Source organism: Variovorax sp. FG153 (assembly GCF_057809595.1).
This window is the reverse complement of the sequence record NZ_JBMDKG010000029.1, coordinates 92,875-108,837: the sequence shown is the minus strand read 5'-3', so window position 1 is coordinate 108,837 and position 15,963 is coordinate 92,875. Positions and strand designations below refer to the sequence as shown.

Genomic DNA, 15,963 nt, shown 5'->3' with positions numbered 1-15,963 from the left:
ATGAGGGTGTGCATCCCCTGACCTCGGCCGCCAGCCGCGCCGAAGTCGCCGGCCAAGCCGTCATCGCCGCCCGCAGCGCCGATCCCTATGCCGAAGGCGCCAATGCCGGCCCGGCCCAAGTGATCGTGTCGCAGACCAGCCGCGCCGCCGTCCGTGCCGAAGCGGTTGCCACGGCACACAGCGACAACCCCTACGCCGAAGGCGCTTCGTCGGGCGTGGCGCCGCTGGTCGCCAGCACCGTGGACCGCAACGCGGTTCGCGCACAAGCCCGCGCCGCTGCCCGCGGCGACTCGCTGCCGCTGTAATCGGCACCAAGAACTCGGTCGCATCGTGCGGGTCAGCCCCGCGATGAGGCTAGAGGTTCAGCCAACGAAGAAGCCGGCCCTTGCGAAAGCAGGGGCCGGCTTCTTTGTTGGCGCTGCGCCATCGCGCCGATCGACGGCGAAGAAGGTCCGACCGTCAGCCCGCCCGCTCCTCGACCCCATCCACCCGATCCACATAGAACGCCACGTGGTCCTTGATCCCCGCCACCGCGTCATACGGCGACTCGTAGGTCCACACCGCGTTGACCGAGCGCTCCCCGCCGGCCGGGATGCTGAAGTAGTTGCACTCGCCCTTGTACGGGCAGTAGGTCGTGTGCGTGCTGCGCTCGAGCAGCGACATGTCGACGTCGGCGCGCGGGATGTACTGCACGGCCGGGTACGAGGCCTCGCGCAGGGTGAGGGCGGCGCGGGTGTCGGCGATGGTGCGGCCGCCGAGCGTCACGACCACGCGCGCGGGGTTGGGCGCGACGGTGATCGGATGGTCGGGGCCGGGGATCTTGATGCTTCGGGGGCTGTTCATGGGGCGGGCTCCTGAGGATGGCCGTCCATCTTGCCGCCGGGCGGGTGGGGCCGCGCCGCCCGCGCGAATCCACCTGCCCGCGCCAAGGTCAAGGCGCGGGCCGCGAGCGCGCGCCGCTCAGGCTGCTGTTGCTGTCGCCGCGTTCGCGTAGCGCGCGGCCGGCACGCTGCGCGACAGGTTCGGGCCGAGCGCCTGCCGCGCGGCGTCGAAGCGCTTCCAGTCTTCCACGTCCGGCAGCGAGGGGATGGTGATCAGCTCGCCCGCGTCGAAGCCGGCCAGGGCGCTGTCGACCAGGTCCTCGGCCGACATCACGATCTCCTGCGGCAGGTGCTCCACCGGCACGCCCGCGATGCCCCAGAAGTCGGTGCGCGTGGCGCCCGGCAGCACGGCCTGCACCTTCACGCCCTTGGCGCCGAGCTCGTGGTGCAGCGACTGGCTCAGGTTGACCACATAGGCCTTGCTGCCGCTGTAGCTGCCGTTGAGCAGCTCGGGCGAGAGCGCGACGATCGAGGCGATGTTGATCAGCGCGCCGCCGCCGCGCGCGACGAAGCCCGGCGCCACGGCGCGCGTGAGGCGCGTGAGCGCGACCACGTTGAGCTGGATCATGGTGTCGATCTGGTCGGGGTCGGAATCGAGCAGGGTCGCGGTGGCGCCGAGGCCGGCGTTGTTGAGCAGCAGGGTGATGCGTTCGTCGCTGCGCAGCCGCTCCTCGACCCGGCGCAGGTCGGCGGTGGCCGTGAGGTCGGCCGCGAGCACCTCGACGCGGCGGCCGGTCTCCCTGACGAGCCGTTCGGCCAGGGCTTCGAGGCGCTCCTTGTTGCGCGCCACCAGCACGAGGTCGTAGCCGCGGCGCGCGAGGCGCTCGGCGTAGACGGCGCCGATGCCGGTGGAAGCGCCGGTGATCAGCGCGGTGCCCTTGCCGGGGGCGGAGATGGCGATGTCTTGCGAGCTCATGGGAAAGGTCCTTGGATGTCGAAGGGGATGAGGAAAGGTGGTTTGACAGCCAGGAGTTTGGGTCGGACACTTATGTCTCAAATGACATGTTTCCCTCATTTAAAGACATCATGACCCAGCGCATCGGACTCGTCGTCTTTCCCGGTTTCCAGATCCTCGACCTGGTGGCGCTCTCGGTTTTCGAGCTCGCGAACGCCGAGGCGGGGCGCACGGTCTACGAGCTCGAGGTGCTGTCGGAGCACGGCGGCCCGGTGGCCAGCACGGCCGGCGTCACGGTCGATTCGCGCGCCTTCGACCGGCGCCGCTTCGACACGCTGCTGGTCGCGGGCTCGACCACGGTGCCGCCGAGTTCGGGCGGCCTGCTCGATTTCCTGCGCCGCGCGCTGCCGCGCACGCGGCGCCTGGGCAGCATCTGCACTGGCGCCTTCGTGCTGGCCGAGGCCGGCCTGCTCGACGGTCGCCGCGCCACCACGCACTGGCACTTCGCGCGCGAACTGCAGCGCGGCTTTCCGGCGATCAAGGTGGAGGAGGACGGCATCTTCATCCAGGACGGCCCGGTCTGGACCTCGGCCGGCATGACCGCCTGCATCGACCTCGCGCTCGCGCTGGTCGAGGGCGACCTGGGCCTCGAGCTGTCGCGCTCGGTGGCGCGCAAGCTGGTCATCTACCACCGGCGCGCGGGCGGGCAGTCGCAGTTCTCGGCGCTGCTCGAGCTCGAACCGCGCACCGACCGCATCCAGCAGGCGCTCGACTATGCGAAGAAGAACCTGCACAAGAACCTCTCGGTCGACCAGCTCGCCGAGGTGGCGCACCTGAGCCCGCGCCAGTTCAGCCGCGCCTTCCTGGCCGAAACCGGCCAGTCGCCGGCGCGCGCGATCGAGAAGCTGCGCGTGGAGACCGCGCGCATCCTGATCGAGGAGGGCGGCCAGTCGGTCGACCGCATCGCGGCGCAGACCGGCTTCTCCGATCCCGAGCGCATGCGGCGCGCCTTCCACCGCGCCTTCGGCCAGCCGCCGCAGAGCCTGCGCCGCGCGGCGGCGCGCACGCACGTACCCGCGATGTAGATCGCGGCATCCGGATCGCCGCGGCGCGCGTACCTGTTGCCATGACCGCCGTTCGGATCGCCAATTTCGTCGTGTTCCAGCTCGCCTGGTTCGCGGCCGTGCTCGGCGCGGCGCATGGCCATCCGCTGTGGGGCACGGCCTGCGTCGCGGCGGCGATCGCCTGGCACCTGTGGGTGTCGGCCCGGCCCGCGCAGGAGGCCCGGCTGGTGGCCATCGCCTGCGCGCTGGGCGTGGTGATCGAGACCGGCCATGCGCTCGGCGGGCTGGTGCGCTACCCCTCGGGGCAGCCGGTCGCGCAGCTCGCGCCGTACTGGATGGTCGCGCTATGGGGCCTGTTCGCGATCGCGCTCAACGTCACCTTGCGCTGGCTGCGGCGGCGCTACCTGCTCGCGGCCGTGCTGGGCGCGGTCTGCGGGCCGGCGTCGTTCGTCGCGGGCGTGAAGCTCGGCGCGGCCCAGTTCGTCGACCGGGTACCGGCGCTCGCGGTGCTGGCCGTCGTCTGGGCCGTGGCGATGCCGCTGCTGGTGTGGCTCGCGCAGCGCTTCGACGGCGTAGGCGAGCCGACGCGTTAGAAGTCGCGCGCGAGCTCGTCGGCCCGCGCCCTGGCGCGCGCGAGGTTCGCGGCCACCGCCTCGGGCGGTGCCAGCGTCGGTGCCACGGCCAGCTCCACCACGTCGACGATGCCGAGGAACTCGAGCCAGGTGCGCATGTACGGCTTCTGGAAATCGCGCGCATGCGAGGGCAGGCCCACCGGGTAGTCGCTCGCGCTCGAATAGACCAGCGCCGCGCGCTTGCCATGCAGCAGGCCGGTGTAGCCCTCCTGCGCCGACCAGCGCCAGTTCTCGCCCGGCAGGGTCACGACGTCGATGTAGTGCTTCAGCCGGTAGGGCAGTCCGAAGTTCCACATCGGCAGGCTGAACACGTACTTGTCGGCCGCGTTGAACTCCTGCGCGAGGCGCACGGCGCGCTGCCAGTGCCGCCGCTGTTCGTCGGTGGCGGTTTGCGCGCGCAGCACCGCGAACTTGGCATCGATCATGGTGTCGTCGAAGGGCGGCAGGTCGAGCGCCCAGACGTCGAGGGTGCGGATCTCGGCCGCGGGGTCGCGCTCGCGCAGCCGCTGCAGGAAATGTTGCGCCGTGTCGATCGAGCGCGAGCGCCCGCCCGAGGGCGAGGCCTGGATGTGAAGGATCGTCGAAGCCATGCCGCTCAGCCCTCCAGCGTGCGCAGGCCGACGGTACCCGCCACCACCAGCGCGATGCAGGCCATGCGCGGACCCGACAGCGTCTCGCCGAAGGCGAGCACGCCCATCAGCACCACGCCGACCGAGCCGATGCCGGTCCACACCGCATAGGCCAGGCCCAACGGCAGATAGCGCAGCGACCTGGCGAGCAGGAAGATGCTCAGCAGCGCGCTCGCCACGCCGACGACCGAGGGCCAGAGCCGGGTCCAGTCCTCCGAGCGCTTGAGCGCCGCGGCCATCGCGATCTCGACCACGCCGGCCGCCAGCAGTAACAACCATCCCATGATCCGTTCCTCCGTTGTGTGCAGGGTTGATGTGGAGACGGATAATTCCGGCCCAGGCACCAAGCCACAAGTACGCACCTTCTGGTAACCATGGGAATCGCCATGCCCGCATCGAAGAAACCCGCCGCCGTGGCAGAGCCCGCGCCCGCCGACGTCTGGAGCGCCGGCTGTCCCTCGCGCCGCGTGCTCGAGCTCGTCGCCAACAAGTGGGCGCTGCTGATCATTCCGCTGCTGCGCGACGAGCCGCTGCGCAACAACGAACTGCTGCGCCGGGTCGGCGGCATCTCGCAGAAGATGCTCACGCAGACGCTGCGCGATCTCGAGATCAATGGCCTGGTGCTGCGCGAGGACCACCAGACCGTGCCGCCGCACGTCGAGTACCGGCTGAGCCCGCTGGGGCTGTCGCTGAGCCGCACGCTGATCGCGGTCGACCGCTGGGCCGAGGCCAATCACGCGGAGATCGACCGCGCGCGGCAGGCCGCGATCGCCGCGCTCTGAAGTCGCTGTTCAGTCGAGCGTGATGCCCACGCGCTTGATCACGCCGCCCCATTTCTCCGATTCGCTGCGCATCAGCCGCGCGAAGTCCTCGGGCGTGCCGGGCAGCACGTCGCCGCCCGCGCCGGCCAGGCGCTGCGCCACGTCGGGCGCGGCCAGCACCTTCTGCAGCGAGGCATTGAGCCGCTGCACCACAGGCTGCGGCGTGCCCTTGGGCGCGAGGATGCCGAACCAGCCGATGGCCTCGAAGCCCGGGTAGCCCGACTCGGCCACGGTCGGCAGTTCGGGCGCGATCGGCGAGCGCGTGGCGCTGGTGACCGCCAGCGCATGCAATCGGCCGGCCTTCACCAGCGGCATCGAGGTCACCATGGTGTCGAAGGCGAAGCTGACCTGGCCGCCCATGAGGTCGGTCAGCATCGGCCCCGCGCCCTGGTAGGGGATGTTCGAGACCTCGATGCCGGCCTGCGCCTTGAAGGCTTCCACCGCCAGGTGCGTGGTGCTCGCGCGCACGCCCGAGCCGTAGTTGATCTTGCCGGGCGCGGCCTTGGCGGCGGCCACCAGCTCCTTCATGTTCTTCGCCGCGAAGCGCGGATTGGCCACGACCATCAGCGGCGTGCGCGCGGCCGTGCCCACGGGCACCAGGTCGTTGAACACGTCGAAGCGCATGTCCTTGTAGAGGAAGTGGTTCACCACCACCGCGGTGCTGCCCATCAGCAGCGTGTAGCCGTCGGCCGTGCTCTTGGCCACGTAGTCGGCCGCGATGTTCTGCGAGGCGCCGGGCCGGTTCTCGACCAGCACCGGCTGGCGCAGGTCCTGCGCGAGCTTCTCGCCGACGATGCGCGCCGCGAGGTCGGCCGGCCCGCCGGGCGGGAAGCCCACCACGAGGTGGATCGGCTTCGAGGGATAGGCACCCTGCGCGATGGCGCACAGGGGCGCGGCCAGCGCGAGGCCGGCGGCGAGCAGCAGCGCGCGGCGCGGCGAGGAAGGGCGGTGGCGGAAAGTCATGGCATGTCTCCAGCAAGAGGGCGTGCGGATGCGCCCTCGGGTTCGTGTTCAGGGGAGGTGGCTCGGATGCGCGGTGCCCGGCGAAGGCCAGTGCGCGCGCAGGAAGGGCAGCAGCTCGGCGAGCACCGCCTCGGGCGCTTCTTCCATCATCAGGTGGCCGCAGTCGATCTCGCCGCCACCCACGGGCGTGCCTTCGGCGGTCGCGTCGCGCCAGATGTGGATCGGCGTGCGTTCGGCCGGGAAGCGCCCGCGCTCCCACAGCACATGCACCGGGCAGCGCACGCGCTCGCCGGCGGCACGGCCGTGTTCGTCGTGTTCGAGGTCGATCGACGCGGCGGCGCGGTAGTCCTCGATCATCGCGTGGCGCACGCTCTCGCGCGAGAAGGCGCGCAGGTACTCGGCATGGGCCTCGGGCGTCACGGCGTCGAAGCGCCGCACCATGTTGCGCAGCGTCCAGTCGAGGAAGAAGGCCGGGTCGGCCGCGAGCAGGCGCTCGGGCAGGTCGAAGGGCTGGGCCAGCATGAACCAGTGCCAGCTCTTGAGGCCGAAGTCCTTGTTCGCGCGCGCCCACATGTCGACGGTAGGAATCACGGTGATCGAGCCGAAGGCCGCGACGCGTTGCGGATGGTCGAGGCACAGCCGGTGCGCGACGCGCGCGCCGCGGTCGTGGCCGATCGCCGCGAAGCGCTCGAAGCCCAGCGCGCGCATCAGCGCCGCCTGGTCGGCCGCCACCGCGCGCTTGCTGTGCGCCGCGTGCAGCGGATCGCCGGGCGGGCCGAGGCTGTCGCCGTAGCCGCGCAGGTCGGCCGCCACCACCGTGTAGTGGCGCGCGAGCGCCGGCGCCACCCGGTGCCAGGCCGCATGCGTCTGCGGGTAGCCGTGGAGCAGCAGCAGGGGCGGGCCCGAGCCGCCGATCTCCGCGAAGATCCGCGCTTCGCCCACGTCGACGAGGCGCGCCTCGAAGCCGTCGATGAAGGCGCGCGTCATGCCGCCACCTCCAGCCGCTCGGGCGCGATCGCGAGGATCGCGGGTTCGAAGAAGTCGGTCATCAGCCCGAGCTGCCGCTCCATCATGTGGCGGCCTTCGTGCGCGATGCAGCCGCGCTCGCGCGCCACCTGCAGCAGCGGCGTGACGGCCGGCGCCATGATGACCTCGGCCACCCAGAGGCCGGCGCGCAGCGCGCTGGCGGGCACGGGCAGTGGATCGTCCGCGCGCATGCCGACCGGCGTGGCGTTCACCAGCAGTTCGGCCTCGCCGGGCTCGCGGCCGTTCCAGGTGCTGGCCTCGACGCCATGCAATTGCAACTGCCGTGCGAGTGCTTCGGCTTTCGCCGCGTCGATGTCGCACACGCGCACCGAGCGCGCGCCGGCATCGGCGAGTGCGAAGGCAATGGCCGAGGCCGCGCCGCCCGCGCCCGCGATGCAGGCCGCGCGTCCGCGCGGATCGAAGCCAGCGGCGCGCAGTCCCGCCACGAAGCCGCTGCCATCGAGCAGCTCGCCCTGCCAGCCGCCCTGCGCGGTGCGGCGCACCACGTTGGCGGCGTTGGCACGCTCGGCACCGGGCAGCAGGCCATCGCCGAGCAGGTCCGCCACGCGCTGCTTGTGCGGCACGGTGACGATGAAGCCCGCGAGGTTGTGCAGCGTGAGCAGCGCAGGCAGCAGGGCCGCCACGTCGTCGGCGCGCACATGCATCGGCACCAGCACGGCATTGAGGCCCGCCTGCTGCAGCCGGGCCGTGAGCGGCGCGGGCGCCTTCACCTGCGCGACCGGGTCGCCGAGGATGCCGAGCACCGCGGTGCGGCCGTCGAGCCGCAGCGCGGGTTGAAGAGAGACGTTCGTGTCAGTGAAGGGCATGTGCGTGTTCCTGCTGCGGTCGTGCGACGGCATCGAGCCAGCGCCTGGCCGTGGTGTACGCCAGTTCGGCGCGCCTTGCCATGCCGAGGTGATGGCGGCGCACGGCCGAGGGCGCCTCGATCGACAGCACGGCATCGGCCGCCACCGCATCGAGCACATCCGCCAGCGGCAGCGCGCCTTCGCTCGGCAGCAGGCGGTGCGCGCGTGCTTCCTCGCCGGGCGACAGGGCCGGATGGCGCCGCGCGGGTGCATCGCTGAACTGCGCCCAGCTGCGCGCGATTCCCGGCGTGCGCGCGATGCGATCGGCCGTCGCGCCGCTGCGAAAGAAGTGCAGCGTGTCGACCAGCACATGCACGTTCGATCGCCCGGTCTCGCGCACCAGCCGCAGCGCGGCATCGAGCGTGGGCACGGCCGTGTAGACCATGAACTCGAGCCCGAGCGAGAGGCCATGCGCACCCGCGATCTCGCCGAGCGCCGCGAGGTGGGCGGCGGCCCGCGCGTGATCGTCGTCGTCGCCATTCACCACCAGCCAGCGCGCCCCCAGCGACGCCGCCACCGCCAGCATCGGCTCGAAGCGCCGCGCCTCGAAGCCGGCCGACAGCCGCACCACCTCGACGTCGTGCACCTTCACGTCCAGCGCGCTCATCAGCGCGCGCGTCTCGGCCAGCATCGGCGAGCCTTCGTGCATCGGATGCGGCGCCTCGCCCGGCCGGGCCGGATGCAGGCGCAGGCCGACCGAGCGAAAGCCCGCCTCGCCGGCCGCGCGCACCAGCTCGGGCGGCGTGGCGTCGAGCAGGCTCAGGTGCGCGAGCGACAGCGTGCGGCCCACTACAGCGTCCCCTCGAGCACGGCGCCGTCGGCGATCAGCGTGCGGCGCAGTCGTGCGCGGTCCACGTCGCGCACATCGCCGCTCCAGCCGTCGTCGAGCGCGCACAGCGCCGCCGCGGTGCCGGCGGCCTGGCCCATCGCCATGCAGGTGCCCATCACGCGCACCGAGCTCTGCGCCTCGCGCGTGCTCGAGATGCAGCGCCCCGCCACAAGCAGCCGGCGCTGGCCGCGCGGCACCAGGCATTCGTAGGGGATGTCGTAGGAGCCGCCCTCGGCGATGGTCTCGTGCCGGTGGCCGTCGACCGCGAGGATGTCGAGCTCGTGGCCGCCCTTGGCGATGCCGTCGGCGCGCTTGCGGCCCTGCATGATGTCGGCCTCGTCGAGCACGTGCTCGCCGAGGATGCGCCGCGTCTCGCGCACGCCGATCTTCGGCGCCACCGCCGCCAGCGCCGCCTGCTCGAAGCCCGGCACGCGCCGGCGCAGGAAGGCCAGGCCCTGCGACACCTGCGCCATCAGCCGCGGCAGCGCCTCGCTCAGCGAGGCCGCGCGCGTGCCGTCCACGCCCGCGAGCTGGGTCGAGTTGATGCTGACCTCCTTGCGCGCGGTCGAGGTCGGCACGATCGCGAGCACCGAGGTCGGGTACATCTCGCCGGCATCGATCGCCTCCTTGAGCAGGCCCTGCGTGCCGCGCAGCAGCACCTTGGGCTGGCCCTGGGCGTACAGCGCCTCGGCGCACTGGCGCGCATCCATGCCCAGGCCCGGGTAGTCGCCGAGGCCGAAGTGCGCGGGGTTGTCGCGCACGAAGCGCAGCAGCGGCTCGGTCTCGACGCCGCACACGCGGTAGACCAGGCTCGGCGGCTGCAGCGCGCCGCTGCCGGGCGCGCCTTTCTCGCTCGGTGCGCCCGCGGCCACGGCCACATCGCCGTCGCCCGAGCAGTCGATCACCACGCGCGCCGCGTACCAGGCCTCGCCGCCCTTGTGCATCAGCCGCACGCGGGTTTCATCGCCATCGGTCTCGATGCCGCAGAAGAAGGCCTGCACGCGCAGGTGCACGCCGGCCTCGGCCACGGCCTGCATCACGGCGATCTTCATGAGCTCGGTGTCGAAGCACACCAGGTGCAGCGCGCGGTAATCGAACACCGGGCCGATGTAGCCGCCCAGCGGCTTGAGCCGGTCGAGCAGCTCTGTGACCACGCCGCCCACGATCCAGTCGCCACGCGTCGAGAGGCAGCCGAGCATCGAGATGCCGCTGATCAGCTCGCCGCCGATCATCGGCGCCGATTCGACCAGCAGGGTGCGCGCACCGCCGCGCGCGGCCGAGATCGCGGCCGCCACGCCGGCGCTGCCGCCGCCGATCACGATCACGTCGAAGCGGTTCTCGCCGGGGATGTCTTGTCTTTGCGTCATGCCTTCTTTCATTGCTTGGGAGCCGGCAGCGCCGGGAAGATCGTTTCCATGCCCATCGCGATCGCGAGCAGCGCGCGGTCGCTGTTCCACAGGCCGTCGATGGCCAGGCCGATCGGCAGGCCCTCGTCGGACAGCGCGATCGGCACCGTCACGCCCGGCAGCACGGCCGTGCTGGTGGGGCCGGTGTTCGCGATGTAGGCGGCCAGCGTGCTGGTGGTGCGGCCGTTGATCGTCACGCTCATCTCGGTGCCGCGGATCGGCAGCGCCGGCGCCAGCGTCACGGGGTAGAGCAGGGCGTCGAGCCGGTTGCTCTCGAACGCACCGCGCAGCAGCGCCTGCAGCTTCGGCCGCTCGACCTTGAGCGCGGTCTCGTAGGCCTCGCGCGTCGGCGCGCTGGCCGACACGATGCGGTTGCGAAAACCCGCCGCCACGTCGGGGCTCGCGATGTCGGCCACCAGCCGGTCGAGGCTCACGCCGGTCTTGTACTTCGCGAGAAAGGCGGCGATGCCCACGCGCGCTTCGTAGTCGGTGACCGGCGCGACCCTGGCCGCGACCTCGCGCAGCTGCGGGATCTCGATCTCGACGATCTGCGCGCCCGCGCCCTTGAGCTTGTCGAGCGCGGCATCGAAGGCGCGGCGCGTGGCCTCGTCGGCGTTGTCGTAGAAGGCCGCGCGCGCCACGCCCAGGCGCAGGCCCGCGGGCGGCCTGGGCTGCACCTGGCCGCGGCTGCCCGAGAGGACCTCGTCGAGCAGCGCCAGGTCGGCCACGCTGCGCGCCAGCGGGCCGATGGTGTCGCGCGCGGTCGAGACCGGCAGCACGCCTTCGCCCGAATAGCGCCCCGCGGTCGGCCGCAGCCCCACGATGCCGTTGAGCGCGGCCGGGATGCGCACCGAACCGCCGGTGTCGGTGCCGAGCGCGGCCGGCACGATGCGCGCGCCCACGGCCGCGCCCGAGCCGCCGCTCGAGCCGCCCGCGAAGCGGCTCGGGTCGTAGGCATTGCCCACCGCGCCATAGGCGAAGTTGTTGCCGGTGGCGCCGAAGGCCAGTTCGTGCAGGTTGAGCTTGCCGATCACGATCGCGCCCTCGGCGCGCAGCCGCGCCACGGCCGGCGCGTCCTGCGTCGCCACATAGCCCTGCAGCGCGCGCGTGCCGCCGGTGAAGGGCAGGCCCTTGACGAGGATGTTGTCCTTGATCGCGACCGGCACGCCATGCAGCCGTCCGAGCTTGCGGCCCTGCGCCACGGCGCGGTCGGCCTCGGCGCAGGCGCGGCGCGCGCCGATGCGGTCGATGGTGATGAAGGCATGCAGGTCCTGGTGCAGGTCGGCCGCGCGCAGCGAGCGCTCGACCAGTTCGCAGCTGGTGGTGGTGTGCGCGCGGATCGCGGTGGCGGCCTCGAGCAGCGTGGGCATGGGCGCGGGCTGCGCGTGCGCGACGCCGGCCAGCGCCAGGCATGCGATCGCGGCGGCGGGTTGGAGGATGAGCTTCATGGGAGCAAGAGGAGGTGGGATGAATCAGGCATGCGCATCGAGCAGCCGCGCGATCGTGTCGGCGTGGTCGACCATCGCGTCGTGGCCGCCCTGCACCTCGACGAAGGTCCAGGCCGGGTCGTTGCGCAGCCGTGCCTTGTGCGCGTCGAACACCGGCATGGCGGGCGCCGAGGCCGCGATGTAGAGCCGCTTGCGCGCGGCCGCGCCGGGCGCGGCGCGCAGCGAGATCGGCTGCAGGTAGGTGCCGTTCGGGTGGTCGGTCAGGCGCGCGTCGACCCAGGCGATGTCGGCCGGATTGCCGAGACCGAAGGCCTTGGCCGGCAGCTTGGGCCAGCGCGGATTGCCCGCGCGGTGCGCGGCCTGCAGCTCGGCCTTGCCGGTGGCGTCGAGGTAGTCGAGCATGCGTTCGCCGTCGTGCGGTGCGAAGGCATCGAGGTACACCACCGTATCGATGCGGCGCTCGGCGGCGAGCCGGTCGAGCGCGCCCGTGATCGGGTAGCCGCCATAGCTGTGGCCCACCAGCACCACCTGGCGCAGGTCCTGGCTGCGGATGAAGCCGGTCACGTCGGCGATGTGGGTCTCGAGGTCGATCGCGGTCGAGATCTCGCCGATGCGTTCGCCGACGCCCGCGAGCGTGAGCACGCGCACCTCGTGGCCCCGGGCGCGCAGCAGCGGGGTCAGCCGCTCCCACGACCAGGCGCCATGCCAGGCACCGTACACCAGCACGAAGGTCTTGCCCGAGGGGCGCGGTGCCGGCGCGGCGCTGCTGCAGCCGGGCAGGGCGGTCGCGGCCGCCGAGGCGACCGTGGCTGCCGCCGCGGCACCGAGCGCGCCGCCGCTTTCGAGGAATCGTCTGCGTTCCATTGGGTTGTCTCCAGGTTCGAAGGTCATGAAAAAAGGGATTCAGCGCAGCGGCGACCAGTCGGCCGGCCGCAGCACCAGGCCGGTGTGCGTGCGTTCGTGCTGCCGCGCGGCGCGGGCCCAGTCGGCCCAGCCGGGCACCGAGTCGGGCCGCGCCTGCAAGGCGGAGAGCGCGGCGAAGTCGTCGAAGGCCCACAGCACCAGCGCCTCGCTGCCGTTGCGCAGCGCGGTCTCGTAGGCGCCGAACAGGCGCGGCGCGCCCGGGCCCTCGATGCGCGCGGCGGCCTCGCCGAGCCGCGCGAGGTAGTCGGGTGCGCCGCCGGCCTCGAGGCCGATGGTCTGCTGCAGCACGACCGGCGCGCGCACGCCCCCGGCCAGCAGCCGCGCGCGGTCGATGCTGTAGTCGGCCGCCAGCAGCACGCGGTCGAAGCCGCCCGTGCGCTCGCCGTAGAAGCGCTCGAGCGGCTCGTGGAACAGGTCGGGCGTGGCGTCGAAGTGGCGCCCGAAGCCCTCCCAGCCGCCCTGCATCTCCCAGAAGGTCACGATCTCGGGCCAGCGGCCCGTGAGGAACACCGGCACCCAGGCCGCCATGCAGCCGTTGCTGGCCGAACCGCGCGCATTGCCCTCGGTGCGCACCAGGCGGCCCAGGGTCTCGAGATAGCGGGTGTGGGCGCCGGGCTGGCGCACGGGGTCGAGGATCTCGTGGAAATAGAGGCGCTGCATAAGACGGCGAGGTGTTTCGATGCTTGAACGCGAGGTGGTCTGGAATCGGTGTTTGTTCATGTATATGAACTGTTCCAGAATATAAACACGCAAACCGCGACTGTCAAACACCCGGCGCGTCGATCGGTGGGACGCGGGCCGCGCGCTTCCTAGAATCGGCGCACCTCACAGCACAGGCACCCATGGACGCAGCAGACAGCAAGCCCCCCGAATCGGCCGCCGTGAAGTCGGCGGACCGGGTGCTCGACATCCTCCAGCTCCTCGCGCGCCAGGGCGGGGCGCTGACCCATCACGAGATCGGCATCGCGCTCGGCATCCCCAAGAGCAGCCTCACCCACCTGCTGCGCAACCTGGTGGCGCGCGAGTTCCTCGGCTTCGACGGCGCGCAGAGCACCTATGCGCTGGGCCCGGCCGTGTTCGAGCTGGTGCGCGGCAGCGGCCTGCGCGAGCGGCTGATGGCGCAGGCCCGGCCCATCGTCGACTGGCTCGCGCGCACCGCGGGCGAGGCCACCTCGTTCTCGGTGCTGCGCGGCGACGAGGTCGAGCGCGCCTGCGTGGCAGAGTCGCGCGCGCCGCTGTCCTACCGCATGGCGGTGGGCGACAGCTTCCCGCTCTACTCGACCTCGGCCGGCAAGGCGATCCTCGCGGCCATGCCCGCGGCGCGGCGCCAGGCCTATCTCAAGAACGTGCGGCTGCAGGCCCAGACGCCCGCCACCGCCACCACGCTCGCGGTGCTCAAGCGCCAGCTCGAGGAGGTCGGCGAAAGCGGCATCGCCTATTCGCGCGGCGAGCACACGCCGGGCGTGGTGGGCATCGCCATCGCCATCGATTCGGGCGACCCGGCCGCGCCCGCGGCCTTCAACATCGTGGTGCCCGACGTGCGCTACACGCCGGCGTTCGATGCGCGCTGCGTCGAGCTGCTGGGGCAGGCGCGCGAGCGCTTCCACGCGGCGTCGCCGGCGCGTTGAGATGAAATACCAACAGCCGGACGCAGAGGACGCGAAGGTTTCGCAAAGGGCGCGAAAGAGAAATTCAAAATTTTTCTTGCCTTCCTTTCGCGTCCTTCGCGCAACCTTCGCGTCCTCTGCGTCCGGAAGTCCGCTCCCGTATTCGGCCTCATCCTTCCTTTCATGCGGAGCGTGCGACGTACAACGCGATCGTCCATCGACATGACCATGGCCCGTTTTCTCCACCGCATCGCCGCACTGCTGTGCGCCTGCACGCTGTCGCTGGGCGCCCAGGCCCAGGACTGGCCCACCAAACCCGTGCGCATCGTCGTGCCCGCGCCCGCGGGCAGCTCGCTCGACCTGATCGCGCGCACCCTGGCCGACCGCCTGCGCACCGCGTGGAAGCAGCCGGTGGTGGTCGAGACCAAGGCCGGCGCCGGCGGGCTCATCGGCATGGACGCGGTGGCGAAGGCGCCGCCCGACGGCCATGTGCTGGGCATCGGCTTCAACGGCCCGATCGCCTTCGGCCCCTACATGTACGCGCGCATGCCGTATGCGCCGGCGCGCGACCTGCTGCCGATCGTGTTGACCACCTCGCAGCCCAACGTGCTCGCGGTGCAGGCGAGCAATCCGGCCAACACGCTGCCCGAGTTCATCGCCTGGGTGAAGGGGCAGCGCGACCGCTTCAGCTATGCCTCGGTGGGCGCGGGCAGTTCCTCGCACCTCACGATGGAGCTGCTGCGCAGCGTCACGCACATCGAGGCGGTGCACGTGCCCTACGCGGGCTCGCCGCCGGCCGGGCTCTCGCTGGCCTCGGGCGACACGCAGGCCCTCTTCACCGTGGCGCCCGCGCTGCTGCCGCTGATCCAGGGCCAGCGCGTGAAGCTGATCGCGATCACCAGCGCGCAGCGCTTCGAGCTCATGAAGGAGCTGCCGACGGTCGCCGAATCGGGCTACCCGGGCTTCGAGTCGCTGGCCTGGAACGGCCTGTTCGCGCCCGCCGGCACGCCGGGCGAGGTGGTGCGCCGTATCAATGCCGACGTCAACGCCGTGCTGCGCGACCCCGCCGTGCGCGAGCTGCTCGCCAACCAGGGGCTGGCCGTGGGCGGCGGCTCGCCCGAGGAATTCAGGGCCTTCATCGACAGCGAAGGCCGCAAGTGGGGCGCGATCATCGCCAAGGTCGGCATCCGGCTCGACCAGTGAGCCCGGGCCTCATTTGCCTTTCCCACGAACTACAAACCAGAGGAGTACCCCATGGCCGAGTTTCCGCAAGACATCTACACCGAACCCGAGCCCGATCCGCACACGCTCGCCAACCTCGGCCCGCTGACCGGCCTGGCCGGCATCTGGATGGGCACCATGGGCCACGACCTGAGCCCGAAGGAGGACGGCCCCGAGGCCGAGGCCTTCATCGAGCATGCCGAGTTCCAGCCGATCGACGCGCAGACCAACGGCCCGCAGATCTTCTACGGCCTGCGCTACCACCTGCGCATCGTGAAGCCCGACGACGTCGAGACCTTCCACGACCAGGTCGGCTACTGGCTCTGGGAGCCCGCCACCGGCGCGCTGGTGCAGACCCTGTCGATCCCGCGCGGCCTCACGGCCATGGCCACCGGCCAGGCCACGCCCGACGCGCGCAGCTTCCGCCTCGAGGCCGTGCGCGGCGGCGACACCAACGGCATCGTTGCCAACCCCTTCCTCGAGCATGCGTTCAAGACCCTGCGCTACACCATCGACGTGACGATCCACGACGACGGCAGCTGGTCGTACGAGCAGACCACGCTGCTCGACGTGCGCGGCAAGCCCGAGCCTTTCGCGCACACCGACCGCAACACGCTGCGCAAGATCGGCGAGCCGACGCCGAACCCGACCGCGCAGGCGGCGTTGGCCGAGGCCGCGGGATCGGTGGCTTCGGCGGTCGCTGCTGCCGAAGCAGGGGACACGGTGATTCCGATTCCGCCCGCCGACGACA

18 protein-coding genes and 1 pseudogene are annotated in these 15,963 nt (G+C 71.7%); 7 read left to right on the top strand and 12 right to left on the bottom strand.

Features of this window, described 5'->3' with window-relative positions; genetic code table 11:
* A partial coding sequence (locus ACODT0_RS27055) for a helicase SNF2 (protein WP_489042765.1) occupies positions 1-305 on the top strand: 305 nt, incomplete at its 5' end.
* A gap of 154 nt (positions 306-459) precedes the next feature.
* Here ACODT0_RS27055 and ACODT0_RS27050 read toward each other — a convergent pair.
* Positions 460-843 (bottom strand): DUF427 domain-containing protein, encoded by a 384-nt coding sequence (locus ACODT0_RS27050; protein WP_208513494.1) that lies wholly within the window; start codon positions 841-843, stop codon positions 460-462.
* 117 nt (positions 844-960) lie between these two features.
* Positions 961-1,797 carry an SDR family NAD(P)-dependent oxidoreductase gene (locus ACODT0_RS27045; protein WP_422097371.1) on the bottom strand — a complete coding sequence of 279 codons (837 nt, stop codon included), beginning with the start codon at positions 1,795-1,797 and terminating at the stop codon, positions 961-963.
* A 110-nt stretch (positions 1,798-1,907) separates the two neighbouring features.
* Between ACODT0_RS27045 and ACODT0_RS27040 the strand changes: the two genes are divergently transcribed.
* Together ACODT0_RS27040 and ACODT0_RS27035 are read left to right on the top strand one after the other, a co-directional pair.
* Positions 1,908-2,861 carry a GlxA family transcriptional regulator gene (locus ACODT0_RS27040; RefSeq protein ID WP_057596311.1) on the top strand — a complete coding sequence of 318 codons (954 nt, stop codon included), beginning with the start codon at positions 1,908-1,910 and terminating at the stop codon, positions 2,859-2,861.
* Between the two features lie 41 nt (positions 2,862-2,902).
* Positions 2,903-3,433: a DUF2878 domain-containing protein gene (locus ACODT0_RS27035; protein ID WP_057596313.1), complete on the top strand. Its 531-nt coding sequence runs from the start codon at positions 2,903-2,905 to the stop codon at positions 3,431-3,433.
* Here the strand turns inward: ACODT0_RS27035 and ACODT0_RS27030 are convergent.
* Both ACODT0_RS27030 and ACODT0_RS27025 read right to left on the bottom strand, forming a co-directional pair.
* The gene (locus ACODT0_RS27030; RefSeq protein ID WP_489042764.1) at positions 3,430-4,062 is read right to left on the bottom strand and encodes an FMN-dependent NADH-azoreductase; all 633 of its coding nucleotides are present in this window, start codon (positions 4,060-4,062) and stop codon (positions 3,430-3,432) included. The two genes, ACODT0_RS27035 and ACODT0_RS27030, sit on opposite strands and share 4 nt — an antisense overlap.
* Positions 4,063-4,067: 5 nt before the next feature.
* A complete protein-coding gene (locus ACODT0_RS27025) occupies positions 4,068-4,385 on the bottom strand; it encodes a DMT family transporter (RefSeq protein WP_413763869.1) in 318 nt (105 codons plus the stop codon).
* A gap of 102 nt (positions 4,386-4,487) precedes the next feature.
* Between ACODT0_RS27025 and ACODT0_RS27020 the strand changes: the two genes are divergently transcribed.
* Entirely contained in the window at positions 4,488-4,883 is a 396-nt protein-coding gene (locus ACODT0_RS27020; protein ID WP_203205431.1) for a winged helix-turn-helix transcriptional regulator, read from the top strand.
* A 9-nt stretch (positions 4,884-4,892) separates the two neighbouring features.
* On the opposite strand, the gene ACODT0_RS27015 is transcribed toward ACODT0_RS27020, so the two are convergent.
* The 8 genes from ACODT0_RS27015 to ACODT0_RS26980 are packed head-to-tail and all read right to left on the bottom strand — an operon-like array spanning position 4,893 to position 13,044.
* Complete coding sequence (locus ACODT0_RS27015; protein ID WP_261211018.1) at positions 4,893-5,885, bottom strand: tripartite tricarboxylate transporter substrate binding protein; 993 nt, start codon at positions 5,883-5,885, stop codon at positions 4,893-4,895.
* Between the two features lie 48 nt (positions 5,886-5,933).
* Positions 5,934-6,872, bottom strand: coding sequence for an alpha/beta fold hydrolase (locus ACODT0_RS27010; protein WP_489042763.1), 939 nt, complete (start codon positions 6,870-6,872; stop codon positions 5,934-5,936).
* Positions 6,869-7,738, bottom strand: coding sequence for a shikimate dehydrogenase family protein (locus tag ACODT0_RS27005; RefSeq protein WP_489042762.1), 870 nt, complete (start codon positions 7,736-7,738; stop codon positions 6,869-6,871). The genes ACODT0_RS27010 and ACODT0_RS27005 overlap by 4 nt, the downstream gene beginning before the upstream one ends.
* Entirely contained in the window at positions 7,725-8,567 is an 843-nt protein-coding gene (locus tag ACODT0_RS27000; protein ID WP_261211015.1) for a sugar phosphate isomerase/epimerase family protein, read from the bottom strand. Before ACODT0_RS27000 ends, ACODT0_RS27005 begins: the two co-directional genes overlap by 14 nt.
* Positions 8,567-9,973 carry an FAD-dependent oxidoreductase gene (locus ACODT0_RS26995; RefSeq protein ID WP_489042761.1) on the bottom strand — a complete coding sequence of 469 codons (1,407 nt, stop codon included), beginning with the start codon at positions 9,971-9,973 and terminating at the stop codon, positions 8,567-8,569. The genes ACODT0_RS27000 and ACODT0_RS26995 overlap by 1 nt, the downstream gene beginning before the upstream one ends.
* 8 nt (positions 9,974-9,981) lie before the next feature.
* Entirely contained in the window at positions 9,982-11,460 is a 1,479-nt protein-coding gene (locus ACODT0_RS26990) for an amidase family protein (RefSeq protein ID WP_489042760.1), read from the bottom strand.
* A gap of 24 nt (positions 11,461-11,484) precedes the next feature.
* Positions 11,485-12,324, bottom strand: coding sequence for an alpha/beta hydrolase (locus tag ACODT0_RS26985; protein WP_489042759.1), 840 nt, complete (start codon positions 12,322-12,324; stop codon positions 11,485-11,487).
* Between the two features lie 39 nt (positions 12,325-12,363).
* Complete coding sequence (locus tag ACODT0_RS26980; protein ID WP_261211011.1) at positions 12,364-13,044, bottom strand: NIPSNAP family protein; 681 nt, start codon at positions 13,042-13,044, stop codon at positions 12,364-12,366.
* A 182-nt stretch (positions 13,045-13,226) separates the two neighbouring features.
* On the opposite strand from ACODT0_RS26980, the gene ACODT0_RS26975 reads away from it, so the two are divergent.
* From ACODT0_RS26975 to ACODT0_RS26965, 3 genes and pseudogenes are all read left to right on the top strand, one after another.
* A complete protein-coding gene (locus ACODT0_RS26975; RefSeq protein ID WP_489042758.1) occupies positions 13,227-14,012 on the top strand; it encodes an IclR family transcriptional regulator in 786 nt (261 codons plus the stop codon).
* Between the two features lie 207 nt (positions 14,013-14,219).
* Complete coding sequence (locus tag ACODT0_RS26970) at positions 14,220-15,194, top strand: Bug family tripartite tricarboxylate transporter substrate binding protein (RefSeq protein ID WP_489042757.1); 975 nt, start codon at positions 14,220-14,222, stop codon at positions 15,192-15,194.
* A 51-nt stretch (positions 15,195-15,245) separates the two neighbouring features.
* Positions 15,246-15,878 (top strand): annotated as a pseudogene (locus ACODT0_RS26965) (FABP family protein); the annotation flags it as partial.
* Positions 15,879-15,963 lie beyond the last annotated feature (85 nt).